This is a genomic window from Bacillus sp. FJAT-18017, assembly GCF_001278805.1.
Taxonomy (GTDB): Bacteria; Bacillota; Bacilli; order Bacillales; family Cytobacillaceae; genus Bacillus_D.
Genome location: NZ_CP012602.1, coordinates 1745879 through 1771817 on the forward strand (window position 1 = coordinate 1745879; position 25939 = coordinate 1771817).

Below are 25939 nucleotides of genomic sequence, written 5' to 3' on the forward strand. Positions count from 1 at the left end.
TTCCCTTTGCTCTGCAGGCATTCGCAATCGAAAGCGGATGCCTCGTTTTTCTCCGGAAGTTTGCCACTGGTGGACTTATAGATTAGGTTGGAAAGGTGAAGGTATATGGCTCAACATTGGCAGGAATTAGTCCCGGTAGACCATTATGTCGTGGCTTCCAATGGACTGCTTCATGATTATGACAGAAAAATACTCTCCTTCCTTTATCAGCCTCTGATAGGGCCGGACTGCTTCAGTGTCTATTTGACTCTTTGGGGAGAACTGGAGGAAAACCGGCTGTGGGCTGATTCCTCTACCCACCATTTCCTGATGAATATGACAGGAATGAACCTAAAAGGAATTTATGAAGCGAGGCTAAAGCTTGAGGGCATTGGCCTTTTAAAGACGTATGTAAAGAGTGAAGAAGGAACCCGTTCGTTTATCTACGAATTGCAGCCGCCTCTTAGTCCAGAACAGTTTTTTATGGACGGAATGCTGAATGTCTATTTATACAGGAAAATAGGAAAAAATAATTTTGCCAGACTGAAGAAGTTCTTCTGTGACAAGGCGATGGACGGGAATGAAGGGTATCGGGACGTGACAAAAGCCTTTCAGGAAGTCTACTCTTCGGCACCGCCGGACGCTATTCATTATCTTCAGGACCATGCTGTCGACCTTAATGCGGAAGAGGGACAAACATTCATGGGCAGGAATGAACCTAATCCAATTCAGATTCCAAAAGAAACGTTTGACTTCAATTTGCTTATTTCAGGCCTAAGTGATTCCCTTTTACCTAAAAAGGCACTCAATGAAAAAGTAAAGGATGCCATTAGCAATTTGGCTTTCCTGTATTCAATCGATGTTATGCAAATGAAGAATATAGTCCTAAGCGCTTTAAATGAAAATGATGAAATTGATTTGGAAGAGCTCAGGAAGGCTGCCCGGGATTGGTACCAATTCGTCCATTACGACAAGCTGCCAGCCCTTGTTGAGCGGGTACAGCCACCCGCATACAGAGAGCAGCTTGAAGAACCAAAGACGCAGGATGAAAAATTAATTCACTATTTCGAGACGGCATCCCCACTTCAGGTTTTAAGGGATTTATCTGGAGGAGCGGAGCCATCCAAAGCTGATTTGCAAATCATCGAGGATGTCATGTTCAATCAGAAGCTGATGCCTGGAGTTATCAATGCTTTGATTCAAACAGTTATGATTAAAAGCGATATGAAGATGACGAAAAGTTATGTTGAGCGGATTGCCAGCCATTGGGCGAGGAAGCAGCTAAAGACTGCAAAGGAAGCAGTAGATCTTTCAAGGAAGGAACACAAAAAGTACCTTGAATGGAAAAACTCAGGCTCTCCTGCTTCCACCGGGACAAAGCGCCAGACAAAGAAAAATACAATCCGTCAGGAAATACTTCCGGATTGGTTTGATGAGGAGTCAAGCAAAGCCAGTCCTGAAAGCAAGGAGTCCTCTGCAGAACTTGAAGCCCGAAAAAAGGAAGTAGAAGAGAAACTAAAGGCCTTTAGGGAGTAGGATATCCGGCATTAGTAAGCTTGTTGATTAAGTAAGAGAAGTTTCGCTTATATACCCAGAAGGGAGGGGAACTTATGGAACGCATTGACAAAACATTAAGACGGCTTGCATCAAGTGAAAGCTTTATGAAGCGGTATGAACAGATGAAAGAACAGGTTGTTACAGACCCTGATGTAAGAGCATTTCTTGAGAAAAACAAGCTCGATATAACGGATGGAATGGTTGAAAGAAGCCTTGTCAAGCTCTATGAATACACAAGCCAAAGTAAGCAATGCAGGGATTGTGAAAGCCTTGAGTCGTGCAGGAATATTATCCAGGGCTATCATCCTGATCTTGTCCTTTCACGTAACTCAATAGATGTTCAATACGATAGGTGCCCTCGCAAAGTGATGGATGATGAGAAAAGGAAGAATGAAAAGTTGATCCGCAGCCTTCATGTTCCAAGGGAAATCCTCCAAGCATCATTTGCGAGCCTGGATATTGGCGGTTCACCGGGACGTCTTGATGCAGCAGAAAAGGCTGCCATGTTTGCGATGAACTACATCGATGGGAATAATCCAAAAGGCTTGTATTTGTACGGGAAGTTTGGTGTCGGCAAATCTTACCTTCTTGGAGCGCTTGCGAACGAATTGGCCAAGAAGCAAATTTCTTCAATGATTGTTTATGTGCCTGAATTATTGCGCGAAATGAAAAGTGCGATTGGTGATAACACCTTGAACGAGAAGATTGAGGCTTTAAAAAAGGAACCTATCCTTATGCTCGATGATATCGGGGCAGAGGCGATGTCGAGCTGGACAAGGGACGAAGTGCTTGGGCCAATCCTTCAATTCAGGATGCTCGAGAAGCTTCCGACCTTCTTCACATCAAACTTTAATCTGGATCAGTTAGAGCATCATTTAACATATAGCCAGCGCGGAGAAGAAGAAAAAATGAAGGCCCGCAGAATTATGGAACGTATAAAGTATTTGAGCGAGCCGGTTATGCTTGATGGCCCTAACCGAAGGGCTTAATAGATTGAACAAATATTGAAGCTGCCGGCCTGCGGTGGCTTCTTTTGTATTTAGTATGTCTGCGGAAAGCTTGTTATCAGCGAGTTTTCTTTCGTTCTCCTTCTAATCAAGAACAGCCCCCCATATATATAACAATAGAATTCTTGGGATAGGGGGGATTTGGTTGGCGGAGATCAATTTCCGGAGCACTCTGGATGCAAAGAGCTTTCAGCAGCTTTTGCAAAAACATATACAAAAACACAAAATCCACATAGAGATGCAGCTGCATGAAGAGCAAGAAGCAAAACTTATAATACTTTCCCCTTTGGGAGAGTGCCTTCATACATTAAAAGATGCGTTTTATGAATTTATTATGATTGTAAAATTGGATGAATGGTTCAGGGAAATTGTAAGGGACACCTATTTTTTTCGGGATCAGGCAGAGGAGCAGCATATTACCGATATTATGTATTCCATCCTTGATGGGGAAAGGCAGGATCTGACTATCTTTATGGAACAACCGTTTCCAGGCGGACTAGTAAAAAAATCTATAGATGAAATTGTAGGTGCGGACGCACTGCTTTCTTTTGATTCGATTACGAAGTTCAGGCTCAGGCCGGTCTTTGAGTATTTACGTGAAATAGCAGCATTGTCTATCGATGAATACAAAATGGAACAGGAATATCAAGTTTTTATAGAATCATTAAGAACTTTCTTGGCTGGACGGCCTTCGAAAATAGAAGAAATCCATTTGCTCGCAAAAGATGGAGTCACATTCTATGATGTGAATATGCAGGAAGTAAAAAAAGCTGAGCTTGCAAAAATGATTGACAGAAAGCTGCTGATCAATCATCCAATATATGTGGATTCTGTAGCAATAGCTCCACTCCTTTCGCTTGCCCCAAAGAAAATAGTGCTGTACACTGAGGACCAGGATGAACCGCTAGCCCGGACCCTGGCGAATGTATTTGAGGAAAGAATCTTACTGCTAGGCCTAGAGGAGTTTCCATTGCGGAGAAGCAATTAAATGTGGGCTCTTGAAAACGAAAGCTCAGACTGCTTGATTTTTCAAAGATGAATCATTATAATAACGTACATAGCAATTAAACTTAGCAAAAGTAATGATAAGGACATGGGTATTTCTATATGGTTTCCAGAGAGGGAGGGCTTGGTGCAAACCTCCTAACACGTAAGAAATGCTTACCACCTTTAAACTCCAGCCGTGAAAGTCCTTTACGGATTAGTAATTGCTGGCGGCCACAGCCGTTATCTGTCCAAAGTCATACTCCTGCCCACAGGGTTTTAGGGATATGAAAAATTGGGTGGAACCACGTGTGTAACAGCTCGTCCCTTTTCCAGGGACGGGCTTTTTTTATTTGGCTGTGTTAAAAGACTGTTGTTTTAAAACAGAGTTGATTGGAGCGGAAGGCGCGAAGACTCCTGCGGGAGAAAAGGTCAGTGGGAGACCCCACAGGCGCTAGCGCCGAGGAGGCTCCCAGGCCGCCCGCGGAAAGCGAAGCGCCTGGAGTGCAAATCAACATCCTTGTATAACACCGCCTCATCATTATAATGTCTGACCGCAAAAAAGGAGGAAAAGTTATGTCAGTGCTAAAAATTACGTTTCCTGATGGAGCAGTCAAGGAGTTTCCACAGGGTACGACAACTGAAGATATTGCACAATCCATAAGCCCGGGACTTAGGAAGAAGGCAATTGCCGGTAAGGTAAACGGACAAATGTATGACCTGCGGAGACCTATTGAAGGGGATGCTTCAGTAGAAATCATCACACAAGATTCTTCTGAAGCACTGGAGGTTCTGCGCCATAGTTCAGCACACTTGATGGCCCAGGCAATCAAGAGGCTTTATCCTGAAGTGAAATTAGGAATCGGACCGGTTATCGAAGGCGGTTTCTATTATGATATTGATCTTGACCAGTCTCTCACTCCGGAAGATCTTCCAGCTATTGAAAAAGAAATGGCTAAAATCATCAATGAAAACCTTGATATTGAACGCAAGGAAGTTAGCAGAGCTGAAGCAGAAAGAATTTATAAAGAGATTGACGATGAATATAAGCTTGAACTTCTTGAGGCGATTCCTGCTGACGAAAAAGTAACAATCTATTATCAGGGAGAATTCTTTGATCTTTGCCGCGGGGTTCATGTCCCTTCAACTGGGAAGCTTAAGGAATTTAAGCTTTTAAGTATCGCCGGAGCATACTGGCGGGGCAATAGCGACAATAAAATGCTTCAGCGCATCTACGGAACTGCCTTCTTCAAGAAAGAAGACCTGAAAGAGCACCTTCGTCTGCTGGAAGAAGCAAAAGAACGCGACCACAGAAAAATAGGCAAGGAACTTAACTTGTTCACCAATTCCCAGAAAGTCGGACAGGGGCTGCCAATCTGGCTTCCAAAAGGCGCTACGATACGCCGCATCATTGAACGCTATATCGTTGATAAAGAAACTAGGCTTGGATATGATCATGTTTATACTCCAGTTATGGGGAGCGTTGACCTTTATAAAACTTCCGGGCACTGGGATCATTATCAGGAAGACATGTTCCCAGTAATGGAAATGGATAATGAACAGCTTGTCCTGCGGCCGATGAACTGTCCGCACCATATGATGGTGTACAAGAATTCGATGCACAGCTACCGTGAACTGCCAATTCGGATTGCTGAGCTTGGCCTCATGCACCGTTATGAAATGTCAGGTGCACTTTCCGGCCTACAGCGTGTCCGTGGAATGACTTTGAACGATGCGCACATCTTTGTACGCCCTGACCAGATCAAAGACGAGTTCAAGCGTGTTGTGAACCTGATTCTTAATGTGTATAAAGATTTTGAAATTAATGATTATTCGTTTAGACTTTCTTACCGTGATCCTGAAAACACTGAGAAATATTTCGATGACGACGACATGTGGGAAAAAGCACAGTCAATGCTGAAGGAAACAATGGATGATCTTGGCCTGGAGTATTTTGAGGCTGAAGGGGAGGCTGCTTTCTACGGGCCAAAGCTTGACGTCCAGGTTAGGACAGCCCTTGGCAAAGATGAAACATTGTCAACTGTCCAGCTTGATTTCTTGCTGCCTGAGCGCTTTGACCTTACTTATGTTGGAGAAGATGGAAAGCCGCATCGGCCGGTTGTTATTCACCGCGGCGTTGTATCCACAATGGAACGCTTTGTCGCATTCCTGATTGAGGAATACAAAGGTGCATTCCCGGCATGGCTCGCACCGGTCCAAGTACAGGTAATACCAGTTTCACCAGTAGCTCATAGTGAATATGCCCGCAAGGTGCAGGAGCAGCTTCAGGAAGCTGGGTTCCGTGTCGAACTTGACAGCCGTGATGAAAAAATCGGCTATAAAATCCGTGAAGCGCAAATGCAAAAAACTCCTTATATGCTTGTTGTCGGGGACAAAGAAGTAGAAGAGAAAGGCGTCAATGTCCGCAAATACGGAGAGCAGAAGTCAGAAACTATGTCGTTTGACGATTTCCTTTCTCAGTTGAAAAATGAAGTAAACAGAAACTAATCGGGGAGTATCTTGCTCGGTTTAAGTTATATTGGTGATAAAATAAAAGAGGGCTGCCGGTTTTTTTCCGGCAGCCCTTTTATTTTAAAAGGTCTAGAACCTGTCTTTGCGTCTTTCATCAATATCTGTGTCGCCTTCAGATTCAATATGAGCCTCTTCACGCTTAACATTCTCAACTACTTGTTCTGTAGACTGGACTTCTTTTTTGCCAATAACAAGTTCCTCATTGACAACAGGTTTTTTTGTAACCTCGACTTTTTCCTCGACAATAGGAACGCGGATCGTTTCGTTATCACCGATAGGACCCGCCTCTAGATTAGCCTCATTGCCATCAACCGGGCGACGGTCAACATATACTTCTTCATTTGTTACAGGAACATTGATTGTCTTCTGTTCTTCGACGACATCTTTACGAATTTCAACCTCACCCGTTTGGACGCGGTCTTTGTGGACATCAAGCTTCTCTTCCCGCAGTCTCAATGTACGCTCATCATCCGTCTCGAGTGTATCAGATGTGGTTGAAGCAATATTTGTTCCACTCTGTTTCAGACTGCTATCAAAAGCTCCTCCGGTTTCCTCGAACAGGATTATCCTCCCCGATTCAAGGTCACCAGCATATTCCCTGGCCTCAGCTTCACTAAGTCCATAGCTTACTAACCGATCATAATAGGTAGATTCGTCGTTATCTGTACCGCCATCAAATGCCGAGGCGAGACTTTCGAAGAACCCCTTATCCTTATGTGTATCGGTATCGTCCTGAACGATCTGGGCTTCGGATACACCTGTTAAATTGCCAAGATGGGACATAGATCCATCCGTTTTTCCATAAACCGAAAGATTAGTAAGATTGTTTCCGTCATTTTGATATCGTTCAACAGCTTCAATTAATTCCTCTTCTGTGTGATAAACACCAACTACACGCTTACTCATTTGAATCTACCTCCTAGTAAACATTCATCGCCGCCATTTAGGGGCGTATGAAGTCTATTCCCGCTATCAGGAATAGAAAAACAAGCGATAGTTGGAATATTGTCCATATTTTGGGAAATAATTTTAGAAAGAAAAAATAATTTCATGTTGAATTAAGTTTTGTGGTCTGATACAATACAATAGTTGCCAAGAAAACTACAGCATGTTTGACACAGGATTTGGCATGTGATATAGTTACTAAGGTGAAAAGAGAATACGAATTGTTGGGAAGAAGAAGCACCCGCTTCTCACCTAGCTGACGCACTCGGCTGTTGGCAGGTTTTACGTTATGGTTTGGTTCAAACCTTATTTATGTACGTAAGTGTGGGTGTATACATCCGCACTTTTTTTATTGTAAAAAAACCTGTCCGGCAGCGTATTCGTGTATTAAACCTGGAGGTGTCTAACTATTAGCAAAGACCAAATGTTGTTGAACGAAGGCATTCGCGCCCGCGAAGTTCGACTTATTGACCAAAATGGCGAGCAGCTTGGAATCAAATCGAAATTTGAAGCGCTTGAAATCGCAGGCCGTGTAAATCTTGACCTTGTGCTTGTCGCGCCAAACGCCAAGCCGCCTGTGGCCCGGATTATGGATTATGGCAAATTCAAATTCGAACAGCAAAAGAAAGACAAAGAAGCGCGTAAGAACCAAAAAGTTATCACGACGAAAGAGGTTCGCCTGAGCCCATCGATCGATGAACATGACTTTAATACAAAGCTTCGCAATGCGATCAAGTTCCTTGAAAAGGGCGATAAGGTAAAAGCATCGATCCGTTTCAAGGGCCGTGCGATTACACATAAGGAAATCGGCCAGCGTGTACTGGACCGTTTTGCCGCAGAGTGCAAGGAAGTTGCTACGATCGAATCCCATCCTAAAATGGATGGCCGGAGCATGTTCCTGGTCTTAGCACCTAAAATCGAAAAGTAACAAGGAGGACATCCCAATGCCAAAAATGAAAACTCACCGTGGAACTGCTAAGCGTTTCAAAAAGACCGGTTCTGGTAAACTGAAACGTTCCCACGCTTATACTAGCCACTTGTTTGCGAACAAGTCTACAAAAGCAAAGCGTAAGCTTCGCAAATCTGCAATTGTTTCCAAAGGCGATTTCAGACGTATTCGTCAAATGCTTGACAATCTCAAGTAATCTCGAACGATGATTCACATATAGGAGGGAAATTACATGCCACGTGTAAAAGGCGGTACTGTAACGCGCAAGCGTCGTAAAAGAGTTCTTAAATTAGCTAAAGGTTATTACGGATCTAAACATACATTATATAAAGTTGCTAACCAGCAGGTTATGAAATCCCTGCAATATGCTTACCGTGACCGTCGCCAGAAGAAGCGCGACTTCCGTAAGCTTTGGATCACTCGTATCAATGCAGCTGCACGCATCAACGGCCTTTCTTATAGCCGCCTGATGCATGGCCTAAAGCTTGCTGGCGTCGAAGTGAACCGCAAGATGCTTGCTGAGCTTGCAGTAAGCGATGCTCAAGCATTTGCACAACTTGCTGATGTTGCTAAAGCACAGTATAACAAGTAAATCTCAATGACAAAGCCATTTCCGTAACTGGGAATGGCTTTTTCTTCATGTGTAAGGGGGAAAATACATGGAAAAGGCGATTTTTATATATTTGCTGGTTATAAATATCATTTCCTTTTCAATGATGGGGATTGACAAAAGAAGGGCCAGAAACGGCCAATACAGAATTTCTGAACAGACTCTGTGGCTGTCAGCATTAGCTGGAGGTGCAATTGGGGCAACAATTGGAATGAATTACTTTCGTCATAAAACAAAGCATGTGTCATTTAAATTCGGTTTACCTTTGCTTGCCGCCATTGAAATCTTGGCTATCTTTTACGCTGCTGCTAAATTATTTTAAATAATTCATTGATAATGTTGGAGGAGATGAAGCGTTGACTTATACATTAAAGGTTAAATTAGTACATAAGGATGCAAAGCTACCAATCCGGGCAAATCCGGGAGATGCTGGTCTGGATTTATATTCGGCAGAGGAAAAAATAATCAAACCAGGAGAATCTGCTTTGGTTCGTACTGGAATTATCATAGAGCTTCCAGAGGATACAGAAGCCCAGGTGAGGCCGAGAAGCGGTTTGGCTCTAAGACATTCTATAACCGTATTAAATAGCCCGGGTACTATTGATGAGGGCTATAGAGGAGAAGTAAAGGTAATTTTAATTAATCATGGGAAAGAAGAATTCCGGGTGGAAAGACAAATGAGGATTGCCCAAATGATCATAGCACCTGTGACAAAAGTAAAAATCCAGGAAGTTATTGAAATAACCAGTTCCGATAGAGGTGAAGGGGGCTTTGGTTCGTCGGGAATAAAATAAAAGCAATTTTTACATTAATTCATTAATCACACGATTAAAAGAGAAGCCCTTTTTCTGATAGAGCGGCTTCTCTTTTAAAGAAAATTACTCTTTTACATCTTCAGCTATCCCCCATGGATATATCCACACTTACCTATTTTCATTCTAGTAACAATTAAAAATAAATAGTAAGAATACAATATATAAGTATTTTCTTACAGGAGCCAACGAGTTGACTCAGGGAGTAGTACATTATGGAAGCCATTGCATTCATTGGAACATATAAAAACAGGAAGGAGCAGGAACAGTATATGGGCAGCAAAGGGCTCGGATATTATAATTTTTTACTTCGAATAAAGGAATAAAAGGAATTGCCTGAAGTTAATGACATAAGATGTAGCAAGGAGATGAGTCTGAAAAATTTGCTACCAATGTAAAACGATACGGGACAGGGGCATAAGAGACTTTTATCGGCTTCATAGATCCCTATGTATATAAGGTTTTTAAATTATCCGAAGCACTTGATCCAACAGTCTTTTTGGCAGAACCGTTTTTTATACTGCAGGACTAAGCACGATTTAGGAAAGCACCTCCTGACGTTTCCATCGCCCCCTTGATTTACTGTCTGCACTGCTGAGCAATCACAGGATGACCCATTGTTGTTCTAGGTGATATTAAAGAGCTTGGAGCTGCGTCAAAGAGTGAACATATAAAAATTGGGGATTTAATTCTAAAATTTAATATTGAAAAACTTGTAACAATTGGGAAGGAATCGAAATACATTGCGAGCCGAGCTCTTGAGTTATGAATGGACAAGAAAAATATAACCGTTCTCGAGCATGATGAAGTATTAGTTGATTTACTAACACAATTAACAGACAGGAACACAAATGTATTAATCAAAAAATCAATGCGGAATTCATTTGGCAGTATTAAAAAACTAACTTCGGATTAAGCTTTAATCCAATATAAAAGGACCCTTAATCGGGTCCTGTAAAGATGCTAAAAGTCTTTAAATAAAAGCTTTTTAGCATTTGGGTTCAATCGGAGGTAAACATTGATTTACTAATTCAGGTGGGAGGCCTATTATTCCACATATACAGTCCAGCTGGAAAGTGAACCTGTCATTTGTTTCTACCAAAGAAAATAAATGTTCGGAAAGGTCTGATGGGCAGCCTTCAATATCAATCGGAATAAGTGGTGATAGTTCTATGCAACCTGATTTTTTTTCAACCCTCATTATCTTAAAAACAGGAGTAAGCACACAATCATAGTAGGAATGGTTTGCCGGAAAATTAAAGAGATTCCCCTTTTTTATATATACACAACAAGGTATTTTTACATCCTTCATTCTTTCTAAAAGTTCTCCAAAGCATGTATTCCGTTTATTATTCAGTTCATCCATGGTTTCACCTCGCTTAACCATTATATGGGGCCAATTCAAATTTCACCTTCTTTGAAGCCGATAACGCAAGGCTTCGGGCCTCGTCTTTTGTTCTCCCTTTTGCAATCACATACCCATACCTATGCCCCATGGAAAGTGGAGGGGAGAGAATCTGCCCTGGTTCTGCTCTTATAAAAATATCAATGATGCCCTGTGCCTTTTGGGCTTCCTCCAATCCTGTCATTTTTACTAATTTGCCTACTTGATCCACTGTAAATAAATGAGCATGGACAAAATGGTTCCATTGCGATTCTATAACCGGCTTTTTTCCCATGTAGAGGTTTATTATTTGTTCGGTATAGTTAAAACCGTAAGCGTGTTCAATCAAATTATTTACCGGCCCTCCAGAAATCCGGGGATTGATTTCTACTAGCTTCCACGTTCCATTTACATTTCGAAGTTCCAGATGGCAATTCCCATTTTCCAATTTAAGCTCCTCAAGGATTGCTTTTGTAACTTCTACTATGCCATCGACTGCCTCTTTATCCATAATAGGTGAAATACTGTAACCTGTTACGATAAATTTAAATTGTTTTGTAATTTCCTGTTCAATGATAGCTGCAATTTGAATTTCCCCGTTGTAAACTATTGCTTCTACAATATATTGAGGCCCCTCGAGATATTCTTCAATTAGCAAATCCTCATTTGGTTTTTTCCTTTTTAAAAATTTTATTCTGTTTTTTAAATGAGTTTCTGAATGAATGAAATACACATCCCTAGAGCCAGAAGATGAGGGTGATTTGAGAACGATGGGATAACTTTCTTTAAGTTTAATGTACAAACTATTCAACGGTGTATGATCATGGATGATATCATAATTGGGCGAATATTGTAGGCGTGATAAATGGGATCTAAATAAAATCTTGTTCTCCATTATACTCAATGCTCCATTATCAATGTTTCCCCCGCAGAAAAAACGGTTCATTTTTGCGGCTAGTGAAACGAATGGATCCACAAAGCTAATAATGAGTGATACATCTTTTTCTCTCTTTATTTCAGTTATTGTTTTTTTGAGGTTTTCTTCCTTTAGATCCGCGATAAAATGTACAGCGTTTAATTCTGGAATCCGTTCTTCGAGGTACCGTTTCTTTGCTGTAATTAAATGGACATCGTATCCGAGTTTTCCAGCAGTGATCATTCCTTCCATACTGGATCCATATCGATTTGTCTCGATAAAAACAACCGATTTCACAATTCAAGCCCTTCTCTCAAACACCTTGATTTTATGTATTTATATTCAATACGGATATGCTTGGAAACTATTTTAACTCTAATTTATTTATTTTTTTTATGCCTGACCGGAAACCCTATAAATCTGAAGCTGTCCGCTAAAGTCGGCTTCGATAAATAATGCATAATTCGGTTTTTGAAAAAATGTGGTTTATTGGTGTGCCTCAACAGTAATCTGAACTTTTTTGTTCTCCCCAAGTCTTAATTTATCGTTAAATCTGTTCAAGCCACCATCCCCACGTGCATTTGATCCTAAAGTCATTACACTCTTAATCGTGTACAGATCTTTAAAGGAATACCTATTTGAATTAATTGATCGATGCCAATCCATTCAAAGTTTACCCCAAGCTATTTTTTCATCTTCCTTCATTCATTACTTCTAATTGGTAATTTGCAAGAAATCTATGCCTTACGGTTATGAAGCACGGGGCCAAACCAACCAAATGCTTTATAGGTATGTTTATCAAATCATGAAAAGCCCGGACCAAAACATGCCTCTGACATATTATGTATTGTTACTTGTAAGGGCCCGCTTTGAAAAAGGATTATTCCGAATGGGGTTGGATTGTGTAATGATAATCAGCCTTTCAAGGATTAACATGAAAGGAAAAAGGCGATAAAAAAGACTTCTCAGCTGAAAACAATGCTTCAATTTGAAAAGGTTGAATTGTTAATGGAAGCACATAATGGTTTATCCGCATAAATAGTGGAGGAGACTGGCTTTAAAGGAATCTAGGGCAGCGCGGCCTGTCTATTTCGGCCTCTTTGGGTGTGCGAGACCTCAACGAAGCTTTCAGGACCCAGGTTCTTGATGTACTGGAATTCATGAGTGATGCGATGCGGAAACTTTAACAATGCTAGAAGACTTGTTAAAAAGCTGGAACAAATCGATGTGGCGGGATGGAATCCCTCGATAATTCAGCCTTCTATTTTAAATAAACTTTCAAAGAATCGACTTTTTCAGTCGAGGATAGTTCAGTGGAGGACCGCAAGAAGAGCAGGGGAATGGCCAGAAGTCATCCGCAGAGGAATTTCGGTTTGCCGGAGTGCTTAAATATCTTATTGAAAAGGCTCATTCGTCCTATATAGCGGTTTCGAATAAGTCGCTGAATTTACAGTTAGAGGTGATAATTTTGAAGAAAAAAGTTCTTGTCATAGTTTCTCACCCGGATGATGAAATATTGGGGTGTGGTGGTACGATTAAGAAGTTGGTAAACAATGGATACGAAGTTGTAACCATTATTACTGCAAAGGGCCGCAAGGAAGAAGAGCATCAAATTGAAAAGTGTATAGAACAGGCAAATAAGATTCTTGGTGTTAAGGAGTTTCATTTTCTTAAACTTCCAAATTTGAGGATGCATACAATCCCCCTCCATCAAATTACGAAAGAAATTGAAAAGTTACTTGACATCTACAATCCTGAGATGATTCTCACTCATCATTATGGAGATTTAAATAAAGATCATCAGGTCACTTACCAGGCAGTATTAACTGCTGCACGGCCGCTTCCTGGTAAAACGATGGTTGAACTTCTTTGTTTCGAGACCGTTTCTTCTAGTGAATGGACGGAGCAAACGAATGATCGAACATTTAAGCCTAATTATTTCGTCAATATTTCGGATACCTTGCAAGATAAACTTCTCGCACTGAAAGAGTATGATGTGGAAATGCGCCCTTATCCTCATCCACGTTCTTATGAAGGTGTTAAGTCTTTAGCATCTGTAAGAGGGATGACAGTGGGTTTGGAACATGCTGAAGCGTTTGAGGTTATAAGAAGAATATGGAAGTAAGGTAAATAAAATTTTCTAGAAATCAAAAGAGAGGTGAAAAACTTGGAGAAAATGATTATCACTGCTGCCGTTACTGGCGGCGTTACAACAAGAAGAGATAACCCAAACCTTCCCATAACACCCGATGAAATCGCAAATGAAGTTTATGAATGCTGGAAAGCAGGTGCTTCGATTGCTCATATTCATGCCCGTGAAAACGATGGTACTCCAAGCCAGCGTGTCGATCTGTATCAAGAGATAGTGGAGAAAATTAGGGAACGGTGCGATGTTATTATCAATTTAACTACTACAGGATGGGGGCAAAAAGGGGTTGAAGCAGACAGATGGAATCACCTTGTCTGCAAGCCAGAAATGGCGACTTTCACTCCGGGGTCCATGAACCGAAAAGACAGTGTCATGATTAATTCTCCTGCATTTGTTCGCAGGCTTGCAGAAAAGATAAATGAATACAAAATAAAACCAGAAATAGAGATTTTTGATTTTGGAATGATTGACCAAGCTTTAAAGCTGGCTAAGTCAGGACTTTTGCAAGAGCCTTTGCACTTTCAGTTTGTGCTGGGGGTTCCAGGAGGTATTCCAGCCAATGCCAAGAACCTTCTTCATTTAAAAGAGAGCATTCCATCAAATAGTACCTGGTCAATTGCAGCTGTGGGCAAAGGGCAGTTACCTATGAATTTATTAGGCATTATTCAAGGGGGGCATATTAGAACCGGGCTGGAAGATAACGTTTATTTTAAATACGGTGAGCTGGCAAGGAATAATGTACAGCTGGTAGAAAGATTGGCAAAATATGCGGCTGACCTGAACAGGGAGATTGCCACACCAAAAGAAGCCAGAAAAATTCTCGGAGTTGGAGAGGATTTTTAGATGGAGATGAGTCTTAAACTAAGCACTCTATTAGATTTCTTAAGAGAAAACAAATTACTTACCCAACCGGCCATAGGGGAAATTAACAAAGACCTGGTCATCACAGGTTTTTCTTCAATATATGATTCAAAAGCAAACACTTTATCAAGAATGGAAGCTCAGACTTTTGAGTGGTCGACTATAAAAAGTGCAGCCGTCCTTTGCCCCATAAACTCTGCTGTTCCAGAACATACAGGAATCGTTTTTATTCCTGTTGAAAATCCGAGGGATACGTTTGCTATTGTGGTGAATGAATTTCATCCCAAACCAGCATTTACAGGTATATCCAATACAGCAGTCATTAGCCAGAATAATGTTCAAATAGGCAGAAATGTATGTATTGGTCATGGTGTCATCATAGGGGATAACGTATGTATCGGTGAGGAAACAAGAATTTTTCACAATGTGGTTATCGGCAATAATGTATCTATTGGTTCAAATTGCATCATCCACAGCGGAGCCGTGATAGGGGCAGATGGGTTTGGTTATCAAAAGAACTTACAAGGAGAATATGTGAAGTTTCCCCATCTTGGAGGAGTTAAATTAGGTGATTATGTTGAAGTAGGAAGTAATACAGTAATAGCAAGAGGCAAGTTATCCGATACAGTCATAAAAAAGAATGTTAAGATTGGCAACTTAAATCACATATCTCATGATGTGGTCATTAATGAACATGGAATGATTACCCATCAAACACATCTGGGGGGGAATACAACCATGATGCAAAACAGCTGGATCGCTCCTGGAGTAATTCTAAAACAAGGGATTACGATAGGAGAAGGTTCGCTTGCCGGAATGGGATCAGTAGTTATTAGAGATGTAAATGCTTTCGATACGGTGGCTGGGATTCCAGCTAAACCGATAAACAAAAAGGGTAGCAAATAGTATTTTTGAGGGAGGTAAACATATGGATGTGAGTATAATCATGCCATCTTTTAACCGATACTCTCATTTACTCCTAAGTTTATATGCATTGGAGAAACAGACCTTTGACCTTACTAAAATGGAAGTGATTTTAATTGATGATGCATCTACGGATCAAACCCCCCTTCTTAAAGATTATAAGCCCCCTTATAAATTTAAATATATTCGTAACAGAGATAATTTGGGCCTAGCAGCTGCCCGAAATAAAGGAATCAAGGAGGCTAAAGGGGAGATTATTATTATTTTGGATTCGGAAATGGTCATCGATCCGGAATATGTAAAAAATAACTATCGGCACCATCTCAAAGAGGAAAATACAGTTGTCATTGGAGGTGGAGTTGGTGTAAAACTGTATTCTTACCTTTTCCCTGAGCTTAATGCTAAGCAAATAAAGGAACTAAAGGTTCTTGCAAAAAAAAGCAAAAAGGTAAGAGCACGATTAAAACAGGTGATGAAAGGCGAAAGAATTGGGCCGTTTATCCGTAAAATAAACGCTCCAATTCCTCTTCTTGGAAAAAAGGATATTACAGACTTCCGAAGTATAGCTCCGTATACTGTACCAAAAAAACTAACGAAAAATACACTGAAAAAACTGGGAGATCGTTTTGAAACAAGTCCAATTGCATGGATGGCTTGCCTGGGTAATATTTCTTTAAGAAGAAATCTAATCATAAAAGCAGGAGGATATGACGAAAATTTTATCCATTGGGGGGTGGAAGACAGAGAGTTTGCTTACCGGCTGTATAAAGCAGGAGCAAAATTTAAAGTAGACCGAGAATTGAAACGGTATCACCAAGAACATCCCATATCTCGAAACAAGAAAAAGAATTGGTTGAAACAAATCGTGTATTTTCAACAAAAACATCCAACTCTAGATGTTTGTATAAGATCTCTTAAATATATTAAAAAATTTGATTACCTATTTGTAGAAAATATTTTAAAGGAATATACATTACTTTCGGGTAAGTTTCCTGAATGGTATACTGAATTTCTAGATTCTATTATCTCTATGCTCCAAGAAATCACAAAATTAAAAGCCCAAAAAAAAGCAATTAAGAGCCTTTTGGCGAAGACAGATTTTGAAACAGACAATGAAAGGAAGGAACGAATCATACAGCAAAGAAGTAAAATTGAATCTTTTAAGAATTATAGACACTTAATCGCATTATTCGACTTGCTGATGGTTCAATAAAAACTTTATGTAGAACGGTTTTAAGAAAACTGTTGAAAGAGGTCTTAGTATGGATGTTAGCATTATCATTCCGTCCTTTAACCGTTACCCTTTAAATTTGTTTTGTCTATTCTCATTAGAAAATCAAACGTTTGATTTGTCTAAGATGGAAGTGATCTTAATAGATGACTCTTCTACCGACGAAACCCCGCTCCTTAAGCAGTTCTCTCCACGTTATAAGTTTAAATACATTCGTAATAAGTCGAATTTAGGTCTGGCTGCCACCAGGAATAAAGGGCTCCGGATAGCCGAGGGTAAAGTTGTTATGTTTTTAGATGCGGAGATGATTGTTGATGCTAAATATGTAGAAAATCATTTAAAACATCATCAATCAACGGATCATGCAGTAGTAATCGGGGGGAGGAAACGATATAAACTTTATTCTTGCCTCTATCCTAGTTTTAATTCTAAACAAAGGAAAGATCTTTCCAGGTTACTAAAAGAAAAACTCGCCAGAAGGTGGTTTTCGAAGCGGCTCGGGAAAAAACTCCATTCAAAAAATATTGGCCGATATGTAAAGCGATTAAGGTCTCCAATCGTTCTCTTAAAAAAGGAAGACATTCGAAACTTTTCGCAATTACAAATGCTGTCCATTACAAAAAGGCACACCAATAATGTTTTGGAACATTTAGGTGATAATTTTGATTCTAGTCATTTAAATTGGCTGGCTTGTGTTGGCAACCTTTCTGTAAAAAAAGACACAATTAACAGGATTGGCGGATATGATGAAGATTATAAGGGTTGGGGAACAGAAGATCATGATTTGGCTTTTCGATTAAAAAAAGCTGGTGTTAAGTTTATTGTAGAACCGGAACTGATTCGCTATCACCAAGAGCACCCCAAAGCTTCGGGCCACTTAAAGCAAGGAAAAAAGAACCGGGTACTTTTTCAACAAAAGCATCCTGTTCTGGATGTTTGTATCAGGTCCTTAAAATCAGTTCAAAAAAATGACTATACATTTATGGAAACCATCATGAATGAACATTATGCCGTTATAAGGAATTTTCCTGGAAAGTATGAAGAATTCAACCGATGTATTGTTGAGTTGCTGCAAGAAGCAGCCATCTTGGATTCCCAGGGGAAGAAGATTATAAACTTAATGCAAAGTGCGGGTATTCAGGATGACCGGAAAAGAGTGGCTCGAATTATCCACCAGAGAAATGAAATTGATTCGTACAATCAATATCCGCATCTAATTAAACTATTTGATTTGTTAAGTAATAAATAGAGATACGCCAGTTCAAAAGTAACAAGAGTAGCATATATATTATGTAATTTCGATTTTATCAATTCCTATACATTGAGTTTAGGAGTGAATGTTTTTGAAAATACCAAAGAATCATAAACCTAAGCATGACTTCCCTGCAATTGTTTTAGATTTAAGTATTAATGGTCTAGGAATAATCCGCAGTTTAAAGCGAAAGGGCATTATGGTTTATGCCTATGATGTCTTATCAAAATATAAAAAAGGAAGAACTCTCTACGCCGAATGTGGACCTTGTCCACACCCAATATATGAAGAGGATAAACTGTTAGACCACCTAATTAAAAAGGGGGGGAATTTGAAACGTAAAGCCGTCCTGTTTGCAGGGTCCGATGATTATGTTTTTTTTATTTCCAAGTTCAGAGATCAGTTAGCTGAATACTTTTTATTCATTATGCCAGATCATTCCTTAATCCAATCTGTACTAGATAAAAGGCAAACTTATAATCTAGCTCTTAAGCATAACATTCCGACTCCGAAAACCTTTTTTATTGAAAATCCAGACCAACTGGAAAATATTGTAGAAGGTCTTGTTTTTCCATGTATATTAAAACCCGCATTCTCAGCGGATTACCGCAAGCGGATGAATAAAAAGGCAATCATTATTGAAAGCGCATCTCAGTTAAGAACCTTGTACCCGTTTTATGCACAATTCGGTGAATTAATGATACAGGAATTCATCCCCGGTGACGATCACTGTGTTTACGAAATAGCCACTCTTTTTAATAAACAAATGGATTTAATCGGTTTGTTCTCCAGCCAAAAACTTCAACAATATCCACCCATATTTGGATCAGGCGTCCTTGTGTTAAGCAAAAAGAATGAAGAACTCGTCAAAATGGGGGTGTCATTCTTTAAAACACTTAATTTTGTTGGTTTGGCTCATGCCGAATATAAAATGGATCCACGGGATGGCACCCTTAAATTTATCGAAATAAATGCCCGGACAACAGTATCCAACAGTCTGTCATATGCATCGGGAATAGATTTTTCCTATTTATATTATTTAATGGCGACCGGCCAAAATCCTCCTAAGGAATTAAATCAAAAGGAGGGGGGGAAATGGGTCCATCTTGTGCGAAATTTTTTAGGATTTTTGGAGAATCGTAAAAAGGGTAGTATGAACTTCGGTAAATGGATAAAATCTTTTACAGGAGTAAAAGCATTTGCATCATTTCGTTTGGATGACCCAATGCCGTTTATACGCGGAGTAATTTCTGATTTAAAATACGCATGGAAAAACAGAAGGTGACAAGGGAGGGTGGCATAACTTTAATTTAGAAGTGCCATCCGAGCGGGATGAAGACACTTTACGATGATATTCAAATATGTAATTAGGAAGTAAAAGGGCTGCTTAAAGATATGAGCAGCCCTTTTTCTATTTAGAGATAATGAATGAATTAATTTACCCTATCTTCTTTTTACTAAATCCAATTCCGATTGGCTTTGTAGTTTTTCACTTCCCCAATTACTTTACTCTTTTTTATAAGCGCCTTATTTCTGTGCAAATGTATGGGAACTGTTACCGGAGCGTCTTAAATAGACGTAATTGTACCTGCTGGTTGTATGGATTCTAACATTTTTCTCCTGTCATTTTTTTACGAATATTCTGTCGGTACCTGAACCCTCTTTAAAGGAAATTTCAACTCCGGATAGAGTTCCTTTTTAAAAATAAGTGTGCCTCCTTTTAGCGAGCTTTTCCCCGGTTTATTTTCACTTCCTAAGAAGTATCTTTTTTTAAAGTACTTGAAGGATTTCCTTTCCCTACCAATTATGTGTCCGTTTTTTCAAAAATCTCCATAGCCTTTGTTAGATAATAGGTGAGTAGTGAATACAGTCTATCCAAGTGATTTGACTTACAGAAAATGGACCTTCATTCATGCAAGAAAGGCCAAAACGGGAAAAACAGGAATAACAGTCAGATGTCCAATTAAACAGAGGAAAAACACCTAAGCAAAATATCAAGCAAGTGAATACACTAAAACAACAATGAAAAGTTCCTTCTTTGGCGGATTTAAAAAAGAACCGAAAAATCCAAAGGCTATTTTGCTTTTATGATAATTGAGTTATAGATATTGCTAAGAAACTAATTACCTTAGTTCGTGGGGAAATAGAAAATACGGATGCAAATAAGGCTTATCTTGATATGGATGAATTATTTTTGGATGTATTAAACGAGGAAGTTTCATTGTTTGATACATGCACTCATCGTTCGCTGATTAAAGCATTTCTGTATGTTGAAGGCGTTGAAAAAAACACAACAAAAAAATCGGATGTATAGAGGCAGTGGCCTTTAATTTGAACCTCATTTCAAATACTCAAATAGAGCTACTGGGAAAACCGTTATTAAAAAGTGAATATGGAAAATATTTAATGAGCCTGGCTGCTATGAAAAGAGAACTCATAAAGGAGAGATAAAATGATACCATTGTACGATTTTAATTTAAAGCCTAAAAGTAATATGGTTATTTGTTGTTTAGCAACAGGTACAGACCATGTTGCTTCAATGGAAATAATGAAACCAACGGTTGAATATTACGGTCGTCTTCATAATATTGACACTTTGTTTTATAAAGATCTCCTTCTTCCGGATCAAAAGCCTAAAAAACATAAGGTATTCCTTTTATACAATCTATTAAAATACTATCAAATTGTAATGTGGATGGATGCCGATACAATAATCGTGGATCCCTCGGAAGATATACGTAAAGAGTTATTATCCAATCATGTCATTTATATGACGAGTTATTTCGATAGAAATCCTCTATTTCCTAATAGTGGTGTCATCGTTGTTAAACGCGATCCTGTAACCTTAGAGATTTTAGAGCATATTTGGAAATTTAAAAAGAAGCGTCGCAGAGGCTGGTGGGATCAACAAGCATTTTTAAAACTCCTGGGTTATAAAAACAGAAATGTGAAAATACTTGCCTATGAAGGCCCGACAAAATACACATCGAAAGTTGGACACCTGCATCTTAAGTGGAATAGCAGACCTAATCGTAAAGATGTTGCACAAAAACCCAATATAATGCATCACTGTGGTCTTCCATGGGAGACGAGATTAGAAAGAATGAAAAAGAGTTACCAGCAATTTTTAAGAAATATCCAATCGAATTAAACGTTTTTTTGTTTATGAATGTTTCCCCCTGAATAGGAATCTTAAAAGCGGCCGTTTAAGCTTTACGAGTAATCCCGCAGATGAATTAAATAATTCCGAGGTTATTTTCTTGCGAATGGTCCCCCCAAACAGGCTGATGGCTCATCCAATCTATTGGATTGAGGGATTCAAGTGCGGTTCTGTGAGAGCCTCTGGGTGAAATTCCCAGGGGTTACTCGACTGAGAGGACGGAGGCTAATCCCCCTCCTACTTGCATTATGCCTTCAACCTTTAAAACATTTCTCCTCAAATAATAGTATTGTATTCTCACTAATTTCCTTCATGTGTTTGGTTCCATGTACATACACCCCATTAAAGAAATTGAATAAGGTAATTAGGAACTCCTTTTAAGAAAATTGGAGGATGAAAAAATGGATACGGTTATTTTTATTGGATGCAATAAGTCTGGAACAAGCAGGGAAGCAATTAAAGCAGCAGAGAGGATGGGTTTTTTTACGGTCCTTTTTACAGACAGAAAAAAGTTTATCGAACAAAGAGAAGAATTTTCGGATGTGCATCAGATGATTTACCTTGAAGATTTGCAAAAGAGGGAGTGTCTTAAAGAAGAGCTTGATTTGCTGAAAGGACAGGGGAAAAATATCAAAGCCTGCCTAAGTTTGGTGGATCCATTTGTGTATACTGCTACACTCCTGTCCATTGAATTGGGTCTTATACATCCCTCACCCACAGCGATATACAAAATGGAGGAGAAAACCAGAGTTAGGAAGGCACTGCAAAACATGGATTTCAATCCGTTTTTTATGGTGATTCAACCTAAAGACTCTTTAGAAATAGCAGCCGAGAGTTTTGAACATTCTCTTCCCCTTATTGTTAAATCTCCCCGGTCGAATGGATCAAAGGATGTCCTTTTAGCTGAAACAAAGAGAGAACTGGAACAAGCAATCCTATCATTAAGGAAACAGTTTCCCGAGCAGCCTATTTTAATTGAAGAATATTTAAATGGCCCTCAATACTTAATTGAAGTCCTTGTATGGGAGGGAAAGGCTCGAATTATTGGCATTATCGAACAGTTTATCTCCAAAGGGGAGCGCTTTATTGTAACAGGTTATCATTACCCGGCTTCACTAAGTGAAACACAACACGAGGAGCTGGATTCTGTCGTAGCGAAAGTGCTTTCGGCCCTGGATATGACTTTGGGCTCATGCCATTTGGAAATGAGATGGGTGAACGGGGAGTGGAAGCTTATTGAAATCAATCCAAGGGTATCGGGCGGTGCCATGAATCAAATCCTGCACGAAGGCACCGGTTTAAATTTGGTGCAAGAGATTATTAAATTACACCTTGGACAGGAACCTGAATTGAAACAGAGTAAACTAAAGCATGTATATGCACAATTCGTTACTGTGGATGCACGGGGGATACTTTTGAGGGTTACGGGGAAAAAACGTGCCTTATCTCATGAAGGCGTTATAGAGGTTTATGTGAAACCGCGAAAAGGAACCATATTAGCCCCTCCCAATTCATTAGGGGACCGATATGCTTATGTGATTGCTTCCGCAGAGAGTTTTGCTGAGGCAAAAAAGATTGCTCAAATGGCAGCAAAGGAAATTATATTTTTCATAGAACCCCTGTAAAGGGAGGTATTTATATGACATTAATCGGTATGCTTCATTACAGGAAAAAACCTGATGATGAAAAAAAGGCGTATGCGTTCGCAGCAGCTGCAAAGATGGAGGGAATTCCTTTTGTTTACTTTTCTTATCAGGGAGTTAACCTTAAGTCCCGGAAAATAGAAGGCTGGGTTTACAGGAAAGGAAAATGGGTGCAGCGAAAAATGGACCTCCCTCAAGTGGTTATTAATATCAGCAGGCCGAGGACAAGAAGGCAAAAAAAAATTTATAGGAAATTAAAAAAAATAATCCCCTTCACCAGTCAACCGGTGCCTAACAAAATGAAAGTATACCGGGCAGTTCAGAAAAAGGGTGATTTCGCAAATTTTCTAATCCCTACATTTCCTTTAAAGAAAACAGAACAATTATTTGAGCTTTTAGAACAGGGGCGACGAATAGTAATCAAGCCATTTTCGGGAAACAAGGGCATAAATATTTTATTTGTCGATGAAAAAAACAAAGATGAATTTAACATTATTGACGGAAATGAAGAGAAGGTACTTGATTCATCCCAATTTCATTTATTAATAGAAGAGCTAAAGAAAGAACAAAAATATTTGTTTCAGCCATTTATTGAATGTAAAACCCGCAATGGCCTGACATATGACTTTCGGCTTCATGTTCAGAAGAATGGCGAGGGTGAATGGGAAATTAATCTTATTTACCCGAGGATCAGCGGAACTGGAAAGCTGATTAGTAATATCAGCGGCGGAGGGTATCGGGGAGAACTGGACCCCTTCCTAAAGGAACAATTTGGTGACGAATATTTCAATATTAGGAGGCTCCTTGAACAATTCGCACTTACTTTTTCCTATCATCTTGAGGAGGTTTTCAACCGCAGGTTTGATGAACTCGGTATTGATGTTGGAATTGACTCACAGCAAAAAATCTGGATTTTTGAGGTGAATTGGAGGCCGGGTTCACAGCATCGGGAGTTTGAGGTGGCGAAAAGGACAGTCAAATATTCAAAGTACCTCGCGACTCATCATTAGTCTATTTTAAGTACAGAAACTCACCAACTCCAATCCTGCCATAAAATAAGAGTACACGGACAGGTTTGGGGTGGTGGGTATGGACTGGAATGAAAAACAAACTGATGCGGGTAACTGTCTTGGATACGCTCTATTCAAATAAAGAATAAGCGTTGAAATCGACATTAGTTTCAATTGTGGATTCAGTGCTTGGAAATGGATTTATTGAAAAGAAAAAATTCCGAGCCAAAATGGTAGAGAAAGCATCCAGATTGTTGGATGCTTTCGTTATTTTTCAATAGAAAATTGGAATTAGCTGTAAGATTTGAGAAAGGTAGGATCTTCACCATAAGTGCTGGTTTGCAATAAAAGAACGGTTGATTGGAGCAGAAGGTGCGATACTATTGCGGGGCAGGTGAGGCCCCACAGACTCTTTATCGTCAAGGAGGCTCATCTCATGCCCCTAAGGTCCGCGAACATTCACGTGACAGACAAAGGGCGCCTCGTGACAGGCAAGAACGGCCTATCCCTGCGATGATTATTCACGGAAGCTTTCCTTTGTGTCCCGCGATGGTTATTCTTAGAAGCTTCCCTTTGTGGAGCGGAAATCAACAAACAAATTTAAAGCATTTCTTTTGGTGAAGAACCAAAAAGTAATGAAAGTACACAGGCAAAAAACCCCTGTTCACATAAGTTAAAGATGAAGGGTTAAAGGAGGATCAATATGCGCTTTTGTTATATGGAGGGCATTGGAGAATGTGATCTAATACTTCCACAGTGTTTGCAAAATCATTTTAATGAAACAAATGAAACCATGACCTTCGCCTTCGGAGGTTTTAAAAAAGAAGTAAACGTCAAATTTTCCACTAATATTGGAAGTGAGAGCATTGGAATACACAGACAATTTGCCGAGGCGTTTTCAATGCTATGTGAAGTGGATCTCAAGTGGAGGATTGAACGGGACACTTTCCATGTCGGTCCTGTCATTGCTTTTATATTCAATAAACAGTCAAAAAAGATGACCCCCAAAAGGCTAAGGAGACTGAAAAAATATACTGCTCGTTACAAGGATGTAGGCGGGCTGTTTATCATAGCTTCAGCAGATTCCATTGATTTTAAGAACAAAACGATTGGTGGGTATTATTTCAACCCCGGTGGCCCTGAAAAAAAAGAAACTTGGGAATCGGGCATATTTCCTTTCCCAGAGGTGCTCTATAGAAGAGGGAAAGCGGCAGCTCTGGATCAATTATCAGAATTGATGGATGAGAAAGTCTTTAACTATCCATTATTAAATAAATGGGAGCTTTATGATAAACTGTCCGATTCGCCTGATGTCATTCATTATTTTCCAGAAACAATCCAGCTGCAGGAAAAAGACAGAGTTTTCAATATGCTCGGAAGGTTTAAATGTATTTATATAAAACCATCTGGGGGCATGAAGGCGGCTGGCATTTATACCGTGACACTGGAAGGAGAACAATATGCAGTTAAAAATGTAAGAAACCAAACAAAACATTTAGACTATGGTAATTTTACTGCTTTCTTGGAATCTCTTGATAACAGGCCGCATCTTGCACAGCAGCCAATTATGAACAGTGAGCTTAATAGAAATATTGTTTTCAGGGTGATTCTTCAGAAAAGCGAAGAAAAGACATGGGAATGCGCTGGAACTTATGCGCGAATAGGAGTTAAAGGGAGTATAGCTACAAACCGAGTCTTAACCGATTATTTTCTTCCTACTTCCCAGGCTTTGAGGAAGGTCTATAAGTTAAGCAAAAAAGCGGCGAAAGGAAAAAGGGAAGAGTTAATTGGCATATGTAAAAAAGTTTGCAGGGGGCTGGATGAAAAGAATGTCCACTATGGAGATGTGGCTTTCGACGTAATGGTTGATTCTAATTTACGAGTATGGATTATTGAGGTTAATAACCGATCACATAATCATAATAGCCCTTTAAAGACCATTAAAGACCGCAAAATGTATCGGCGTATAGTGGCTGCTCCATTGGTATACGCCGGTGCATTGGCAGGGTATTAAAACAAGCAGTACTTTATGAA

General features: G+C 39.7%; 24 protein-coding genes, 1 pseudogene and 2 other annotated features. Of the genes and pseudogenes, 22 read left to right on the forward strand and 3 right to left on the reverse strand.

What is annotated here, in order from left to right:
* The first annotated feature begins 105 nt into the window (after positions 1-105).
* The 4 genes from AM500_RS07950 (at position 106) to thrS (ending at position 6035) form a co-directional block, all read left to right on the forward strand.
* On the forward strand, positions 106-1515 hold the full coding sequence (locus tag AM500_RS07950; RefSeq protein ID WP_053598738.1) for a replication initiation and membrane attachment family protein: 1410 nt from the start codon (positions 106-108) through the stop codon (positions 1513-1515).
* 74 nt (positions 1516-1589) lie between these two features.
* Positions 1590-2525 (forward strand): primosomal protein DnaI, encoded by a 936-nt coding sequence (gene dnaI, locus AM500_RS07955; RefSeq protein ID WP_043934143.1) that lies wholly within the window; start codon positions 1590-1592, stop codon positions 2523-2525.
* A gap of 163 nt (positions 2526-2688) precedes the next feature.
* Positions 2689-3531: a putative sporulation protein YtxC gene (locus AM500_RS07960; RefSeq protein WP_053598739.1), complete on the forward strand. Its 843-nt coding sequence runs from the start codon at positions 2689-2691 to the stop codon at positions 3529-3531.
* Positions 3532-3616: 85 nt separating this feature from the next.
* Positions 3617-3859, forward strand: a binding site (T-box leader).
* 244 nt (positions 3860-4103) lie between these two features.
* Positions 4104-6035 carry a threonine--tRNA ligase gene (thrS, locus tag AM500_RS07965; RefSeq protein WP_053598740.1) on the forward strand — a complete coding sequence of 644 codons (1932 nt, stop codon included), beginning with the start codon at positions 4104-4106 and terminating at the stop codon, positions 6033-6035.
* A gap of 93 nt (positions 6036-6128) precedes the next feature.
* On the opposite strand, the gene AM500_RS07970 is transcribed toward thrS, so the two are convergent.
* Complete coding sequence (locus tag AM500_RS07970) at positions 6129-6965, reverse strand: YsnF/AvaK domain-containing protein (protein ID WP_053598741.1); 837 nt, start codon at positions 6963-6965, stop codon at positions 6129-6131.
* Between the two features lie 262 nt (positions 6966-7227).
* Positions 7228-7360, forward strand: a sequence feature (ribosomal protein L20 leader region).
* A 68-nt stretch (positions 7361-7428) separates the two neighbouring features.
* Here AM500_RS07970 and infC point away from each other — a divergent pair.
* From infC to AM500_RS25430, 6 genes are all read left to right on the forward strand, one after another.
* Positions 7429-7932, forward strand: a complete 504-nt coding sequence (infC, locus tag AM500_RS07975) for a translation initiation factor IF-3 (RefSeq protein WP_053598742.1) — start codon at positions 7429-7431, stop codon at positions 7930-7932.
* Positions 7933-7948: 16 nt separating this feature from the next.
* Positions 7949-8149 carry a 50S ribosomal protein L35 gene (gene rpmI, locus AM500_RS07980; protein ID WP_043934148.1) on the forward strand — a complete coding sequence of 67 codons (201 nt, stop codon included), beginning with the start codon at positions 7949-7951 and terminating at the stop codon, positions 8147-8149.
* A gap of 36 nt (positions 8150-8185) precedes the next feature.
* A complete protein-coding gene (gene rplT / locus AM500_RS07985) occupies positions 8186-8545 on the forward strand; it encodes a 50S ribosomal protein L20 (protein WP_053598743.1) in 360 nt (119 codons plus the stop codon).
* 67 nt (positions 8546-8612) lie between these two features.
* Positions 8613-8885 (forward strand): DUF1294 domain-containing protein, encoded by a 273-nt coding sequence (locus AM500_RS07990; protein ID WP_053598744.1) that lies wholly within the window; start codon positions 8613-8615, stop codon positions 8883-8885.
* Between the two features lie 34 nt (positions 8886-8919).
* Entirely contained in the window at positions 8920-9357 is a 438-nt protein-coding gene (gene dut, locus AM500_RS07995) for a dUTP diphosphatase (protein ID WP_053598745.1), read from the forward strand.
* A 787-nt stretch (positions 9358-10144) separates the two neighbouring features.
* On the forward strand, positions 10145-10291 hold the full coding sequence (locus AM500_RS25430; protein WP_156319775.1) for a hypothetical protein: 147 nt from the start codon (positions 10145-10147) through the stop codon (positions 10289-10291).
* Between the two features lie 72 nt (positions 10292-10363).
* Here the strand turns inward: AM500_RS25430 and AM500_RS08000 are convergent, their stop codons facing one another.
* Positions 10364-10741: a CotY/CotZ family spore coat protein gene (locus AM500_RS08000; RefSeq protein WP_156319776.1), complete on the reverse strand. Its 378-nt coding sequence runs from the start codon at positions 10739-10741 to the stop codon at positions 10364-10366.
* 13 nt (positions 10742-10754) lie between these two features.
* Positions 10755-11972 (reverse strand): ATP-grasp domain-containing protein, encoded by a 1218-nt coding sequence (locus AM500_RS08005; RefSeq protein WP_053598747.1) that lies wholly within the window; start codon positions 11970-11972, stop codon positions 10755-10757.
* A gap of 654 nt (positions 11973-12626) precedes the next feature.
* Here AM500_RS08005 and AM500_RS26050 point away from each other — a divergent pair.
* The 12 genes and pseudogenes from AM500_RS26050 to AM500_RS08065 all read left to right on the forward strand — a co-directional run.
* A pseudogene (locus AM500_RS26050) lies at positions 12627-12911 on the forward strand (isocitrate lyase/phosphoenolpyruvate mutase family protein); the annotation flags it as partial.
* Between the two features lie 232 nt (positions 12912-13143).
* Positions 13144-13800: a PIG-L deacetylase family protein gene (locus tag AM500_RS08020; protein WP_053598750.1), complete on the forward strand. Its 657-nt coding sequence runs from the start codon at positions 13144-13146 to the stop codon at positions 13798-13800.
* A 51-nt stretch (positions 13801-13851) separates the two neighbouring features.
* The gene (locus tag AM500_RS08025; RefSeq protein ID WP_231688163.1) at positions 13852-14667 is read left to right on the forward strand and encodes a beta-keto acid cleavage family enzyme; all 816 of its coding nucleotides are present in this window, start codon (positions 13852-13854) and stop codon (positions 14665-14667) included.
* Positions 14668-15591 (forward strand): UDP-3-O-(3-hydroxymyristoyl)glucosamine N-acyltransferase, encoded by a 924-nt coding sequence (locus tag AM500_RS08030; RefSeq protein ID WP_053598752.1) that lies wholly within the window; start codon positions 14668-14670, stop codon positions 15589-15591.
* 22 nt (positions 15592-15613) lie between these two features.
* Positions 15614-16822 (forward strand): glycosyltransferase family 2 protein, encoded by a 1209-nt coding sequence (locus tag AM500_RS08035; RefSeq protein WP_053598753.1) that lies wholly within the window; start codon positions 15614-15616, stop codon positions 16820-16822.
* A gap of 49 nt (positions 16823-16871) precedes the next feature.
* Positions 16872-18089 (forward strand): glycosyltransferase family 2 protein, encoded by a 1218-nt coding sequence (locus tag AM500_RS08040; RefSeq protein ID WP_053598754.1) that lies wholly within the window; start codon positions 16872-16874, stop codon positions 18087-18089.
* A gap of 94 nt (positions 18090-18183) precedes the next feature.
* A complete protein-coding gene (locus tag AM500_RS08045) occupies positions 18184-19377 on the forward strand; it encodes a carboxylate--amine ligase (protein WP_231688127.1) in 1194 nt (397 codons plus the stop codon).
* Positions 19378-20271: 894 nt separating this feature from the next.
* Entirely contained in the window at positions 20272-20406 is a 135-nt protein-coding gene (locus tag AM500_RS26225) for a hypothetical protein (RefSeq protein WP_269432574.1), read from the forward strand.
* 138 nt (positions 20407-20544) lie between these two features.
* Positions 20545-21243, forward strand: coding sequence for a putative nucleotide-diphospho-sugar transferase (locus tag AM500_RS08050; RefSeq protein ID WP_053598756.1), 699 nt, complete (start codon positions 20545-20547; stop codon positions 21241-21243).
* A gap of 410 nt (positions 21244-21653) precedes the next feature.
* Entirely contained in the window at positions 21654-22877 is a 1224-nt protein-coding gene (locus AM500_RS08055; protein ID WP_053598757.1) for an ATP-grasp domain-containing protein, read from the forward strand.
* A gap of 14 nt (positions 22878-22891) precedes the next feature.
* Positions 22892-23905, forward strand: a complete 1014-nt coding sequence (locus tag AM500_RS08060; RefSeq protein WP_053598758.1) for a YheC/YheD family endospore coat-associated protein — start codon at positions 22892-22894, stop codon at positions 23903-23905.
* Between the two features lie 703 nt (positions 23906-24608).
* On the forward strand, positions 24609-25919 hold the full coding sequence (locus tag AM500_RS08065; RefSeq protein ID WP_053598759.1) for a YheC/YheD family endospore coat-associated protein: 1311 nt from the start codon (positions 24609-24611) through the stop codon (positions 25917-25919).
* Positions 25920-25939: the final 20 nt, after the last annotated feature.

What these genes read in the sequence shown, in the direction of transcription:
- AM500_RS08035 (WP_053598753.1), top strand. Translation starts at nt 15,614, where the DNA reads ATGGATGTGAGTATAATCATGCCATCTTTTAACCGATACTCTCATTTA.
- AM500_RS08030 (WP_053598752.1), top strand. Translation starts at nt 14,668, where the DNA reads ATGGAGATGAGTCTTAAACTAAGCACTCTATTAGATTTCTTAAGAGAA.
- AM500_RS08060 (WP_053598758.1), top strand. Translation starts at nt 22,892, where the DNA reads ATGACATTAATCGGTATGCTTCATTACAGGAAAAAACCTGATGATGAA.
- AM500_RS08050 (WP_053598756.1), top strand. Translation starts at nt 20,545, where the DNA reads ATGATACCATTGTACGATTTTAATTTAAAGCCTAAAAGTAATATGGTT.
- AM500_RS08040 (WP_053598754.1), top strand. Translation starts at nt 16,872, where the DNA reads ATGGATGTTAGCATTATCATTCCGTCCTTTAACCGTTACCCTTTAAAT.
- AM500_RS07950 (WP_053598738.1), top strand. Translation starts at nt 106, where the DNA reads ATGGCTCAACATTGGCAGGAATTAGTCCCGGTAGACCATTATGTCGTG.
- AM500_RS08025 (WP_231688163.1), top strand. Translation starts at nt 13,852, where the DNA reads ATGATTATCACTGCTGCCGTTACTGGCGGCGTTACAACAAGAAGAGAT.
- rplT (WP_053598743.1), top strand. Translation starts at nt 8,186, where the DNA reads ATGCCACGTGTAAAAGGCGGTACTGTAACGCGCAAGCGTCGTAAAAGA.
- thrS (WP_053598740.1), top strand. Translation starts at nt 4,104, where the DNA reads ATGTCAGTGCTAAAAATTACGTTTCCTGATGGAGCAGTCAAGGAGTTT.
- AM500_RS07990 (WP_053598744.1), top strand. Translation starts at nt 8,613, where the DNA reads ATGGAAAAGGCGATTTTTATATATTTGCTGGTTATAAATATCATTTCC.
- AM500_RS25430 (WP_156319775.1), top strand. Translation starts at nt 10,145, where the DNA reads ATGGACAAGAAAAATATAACCGTTCTCGAGCATGATGAAGTATTAGTT.
- AM500_RS08065 (WP_053598759.1), top strand. Translation starts at nt 24,609, where the DNA reads ATGCGCTTTTGTTATATGGAGGGCATTGGAGAATGTGATCTAATACTT.
- AM500_RS08000 (WP_156319776.1), bottom strand. Translation starts at nt 10,741, where the DNA reads ATGGATGAACTGAATAATAAACGGAATACATGCTTTGGAGAACTTTTA.
- AM500_RS07970 (WP_053598741.1), bottom strand. Translation starts at nt 6,965, where the DNA reads ATGAGTAAGCGTGTAGTTGGTGTTTATCACACAGAAGAGGAATTAATT.
- AM500_RS26225 (WP_269432574.1), top strand. Translation starts at nt 20,272, where the DNA reads ATGGATGAATTATTTTTGGATGTATTAAACGAGGAAGTTTCATTGTTT.
- dnaI (WP_043934143.1), top strand. Translation starts at nt 1,590, where the DNA reads ATGGAACGCATTGACAAAACATTAAGACGGCTTGCATCAAGTGAAAGC.
- AM500_RS08055 (WP_053598757.1), top strand. Translation starts at nt 21,654, where the DNA reads ATGGATACGGTTATTTTTATTGGATGCAATAAGTCTGGAACAAGCAGG.
- infC (WP_053598742.1), top strand. Translation starts at nt 7,429, where the DNA reads ATGTTGTTGAACGAAGGCATTCGCGCCCGCGAAGTTCGACTTATTGAC.
- rpmI (WP_043934148.1), top strand. Translation starts at nt 7,949, where the DNA reads ATGCCAAAAATGAAAACTCACCGTGGAACTGCTAAGCGTTTCAAAAAG.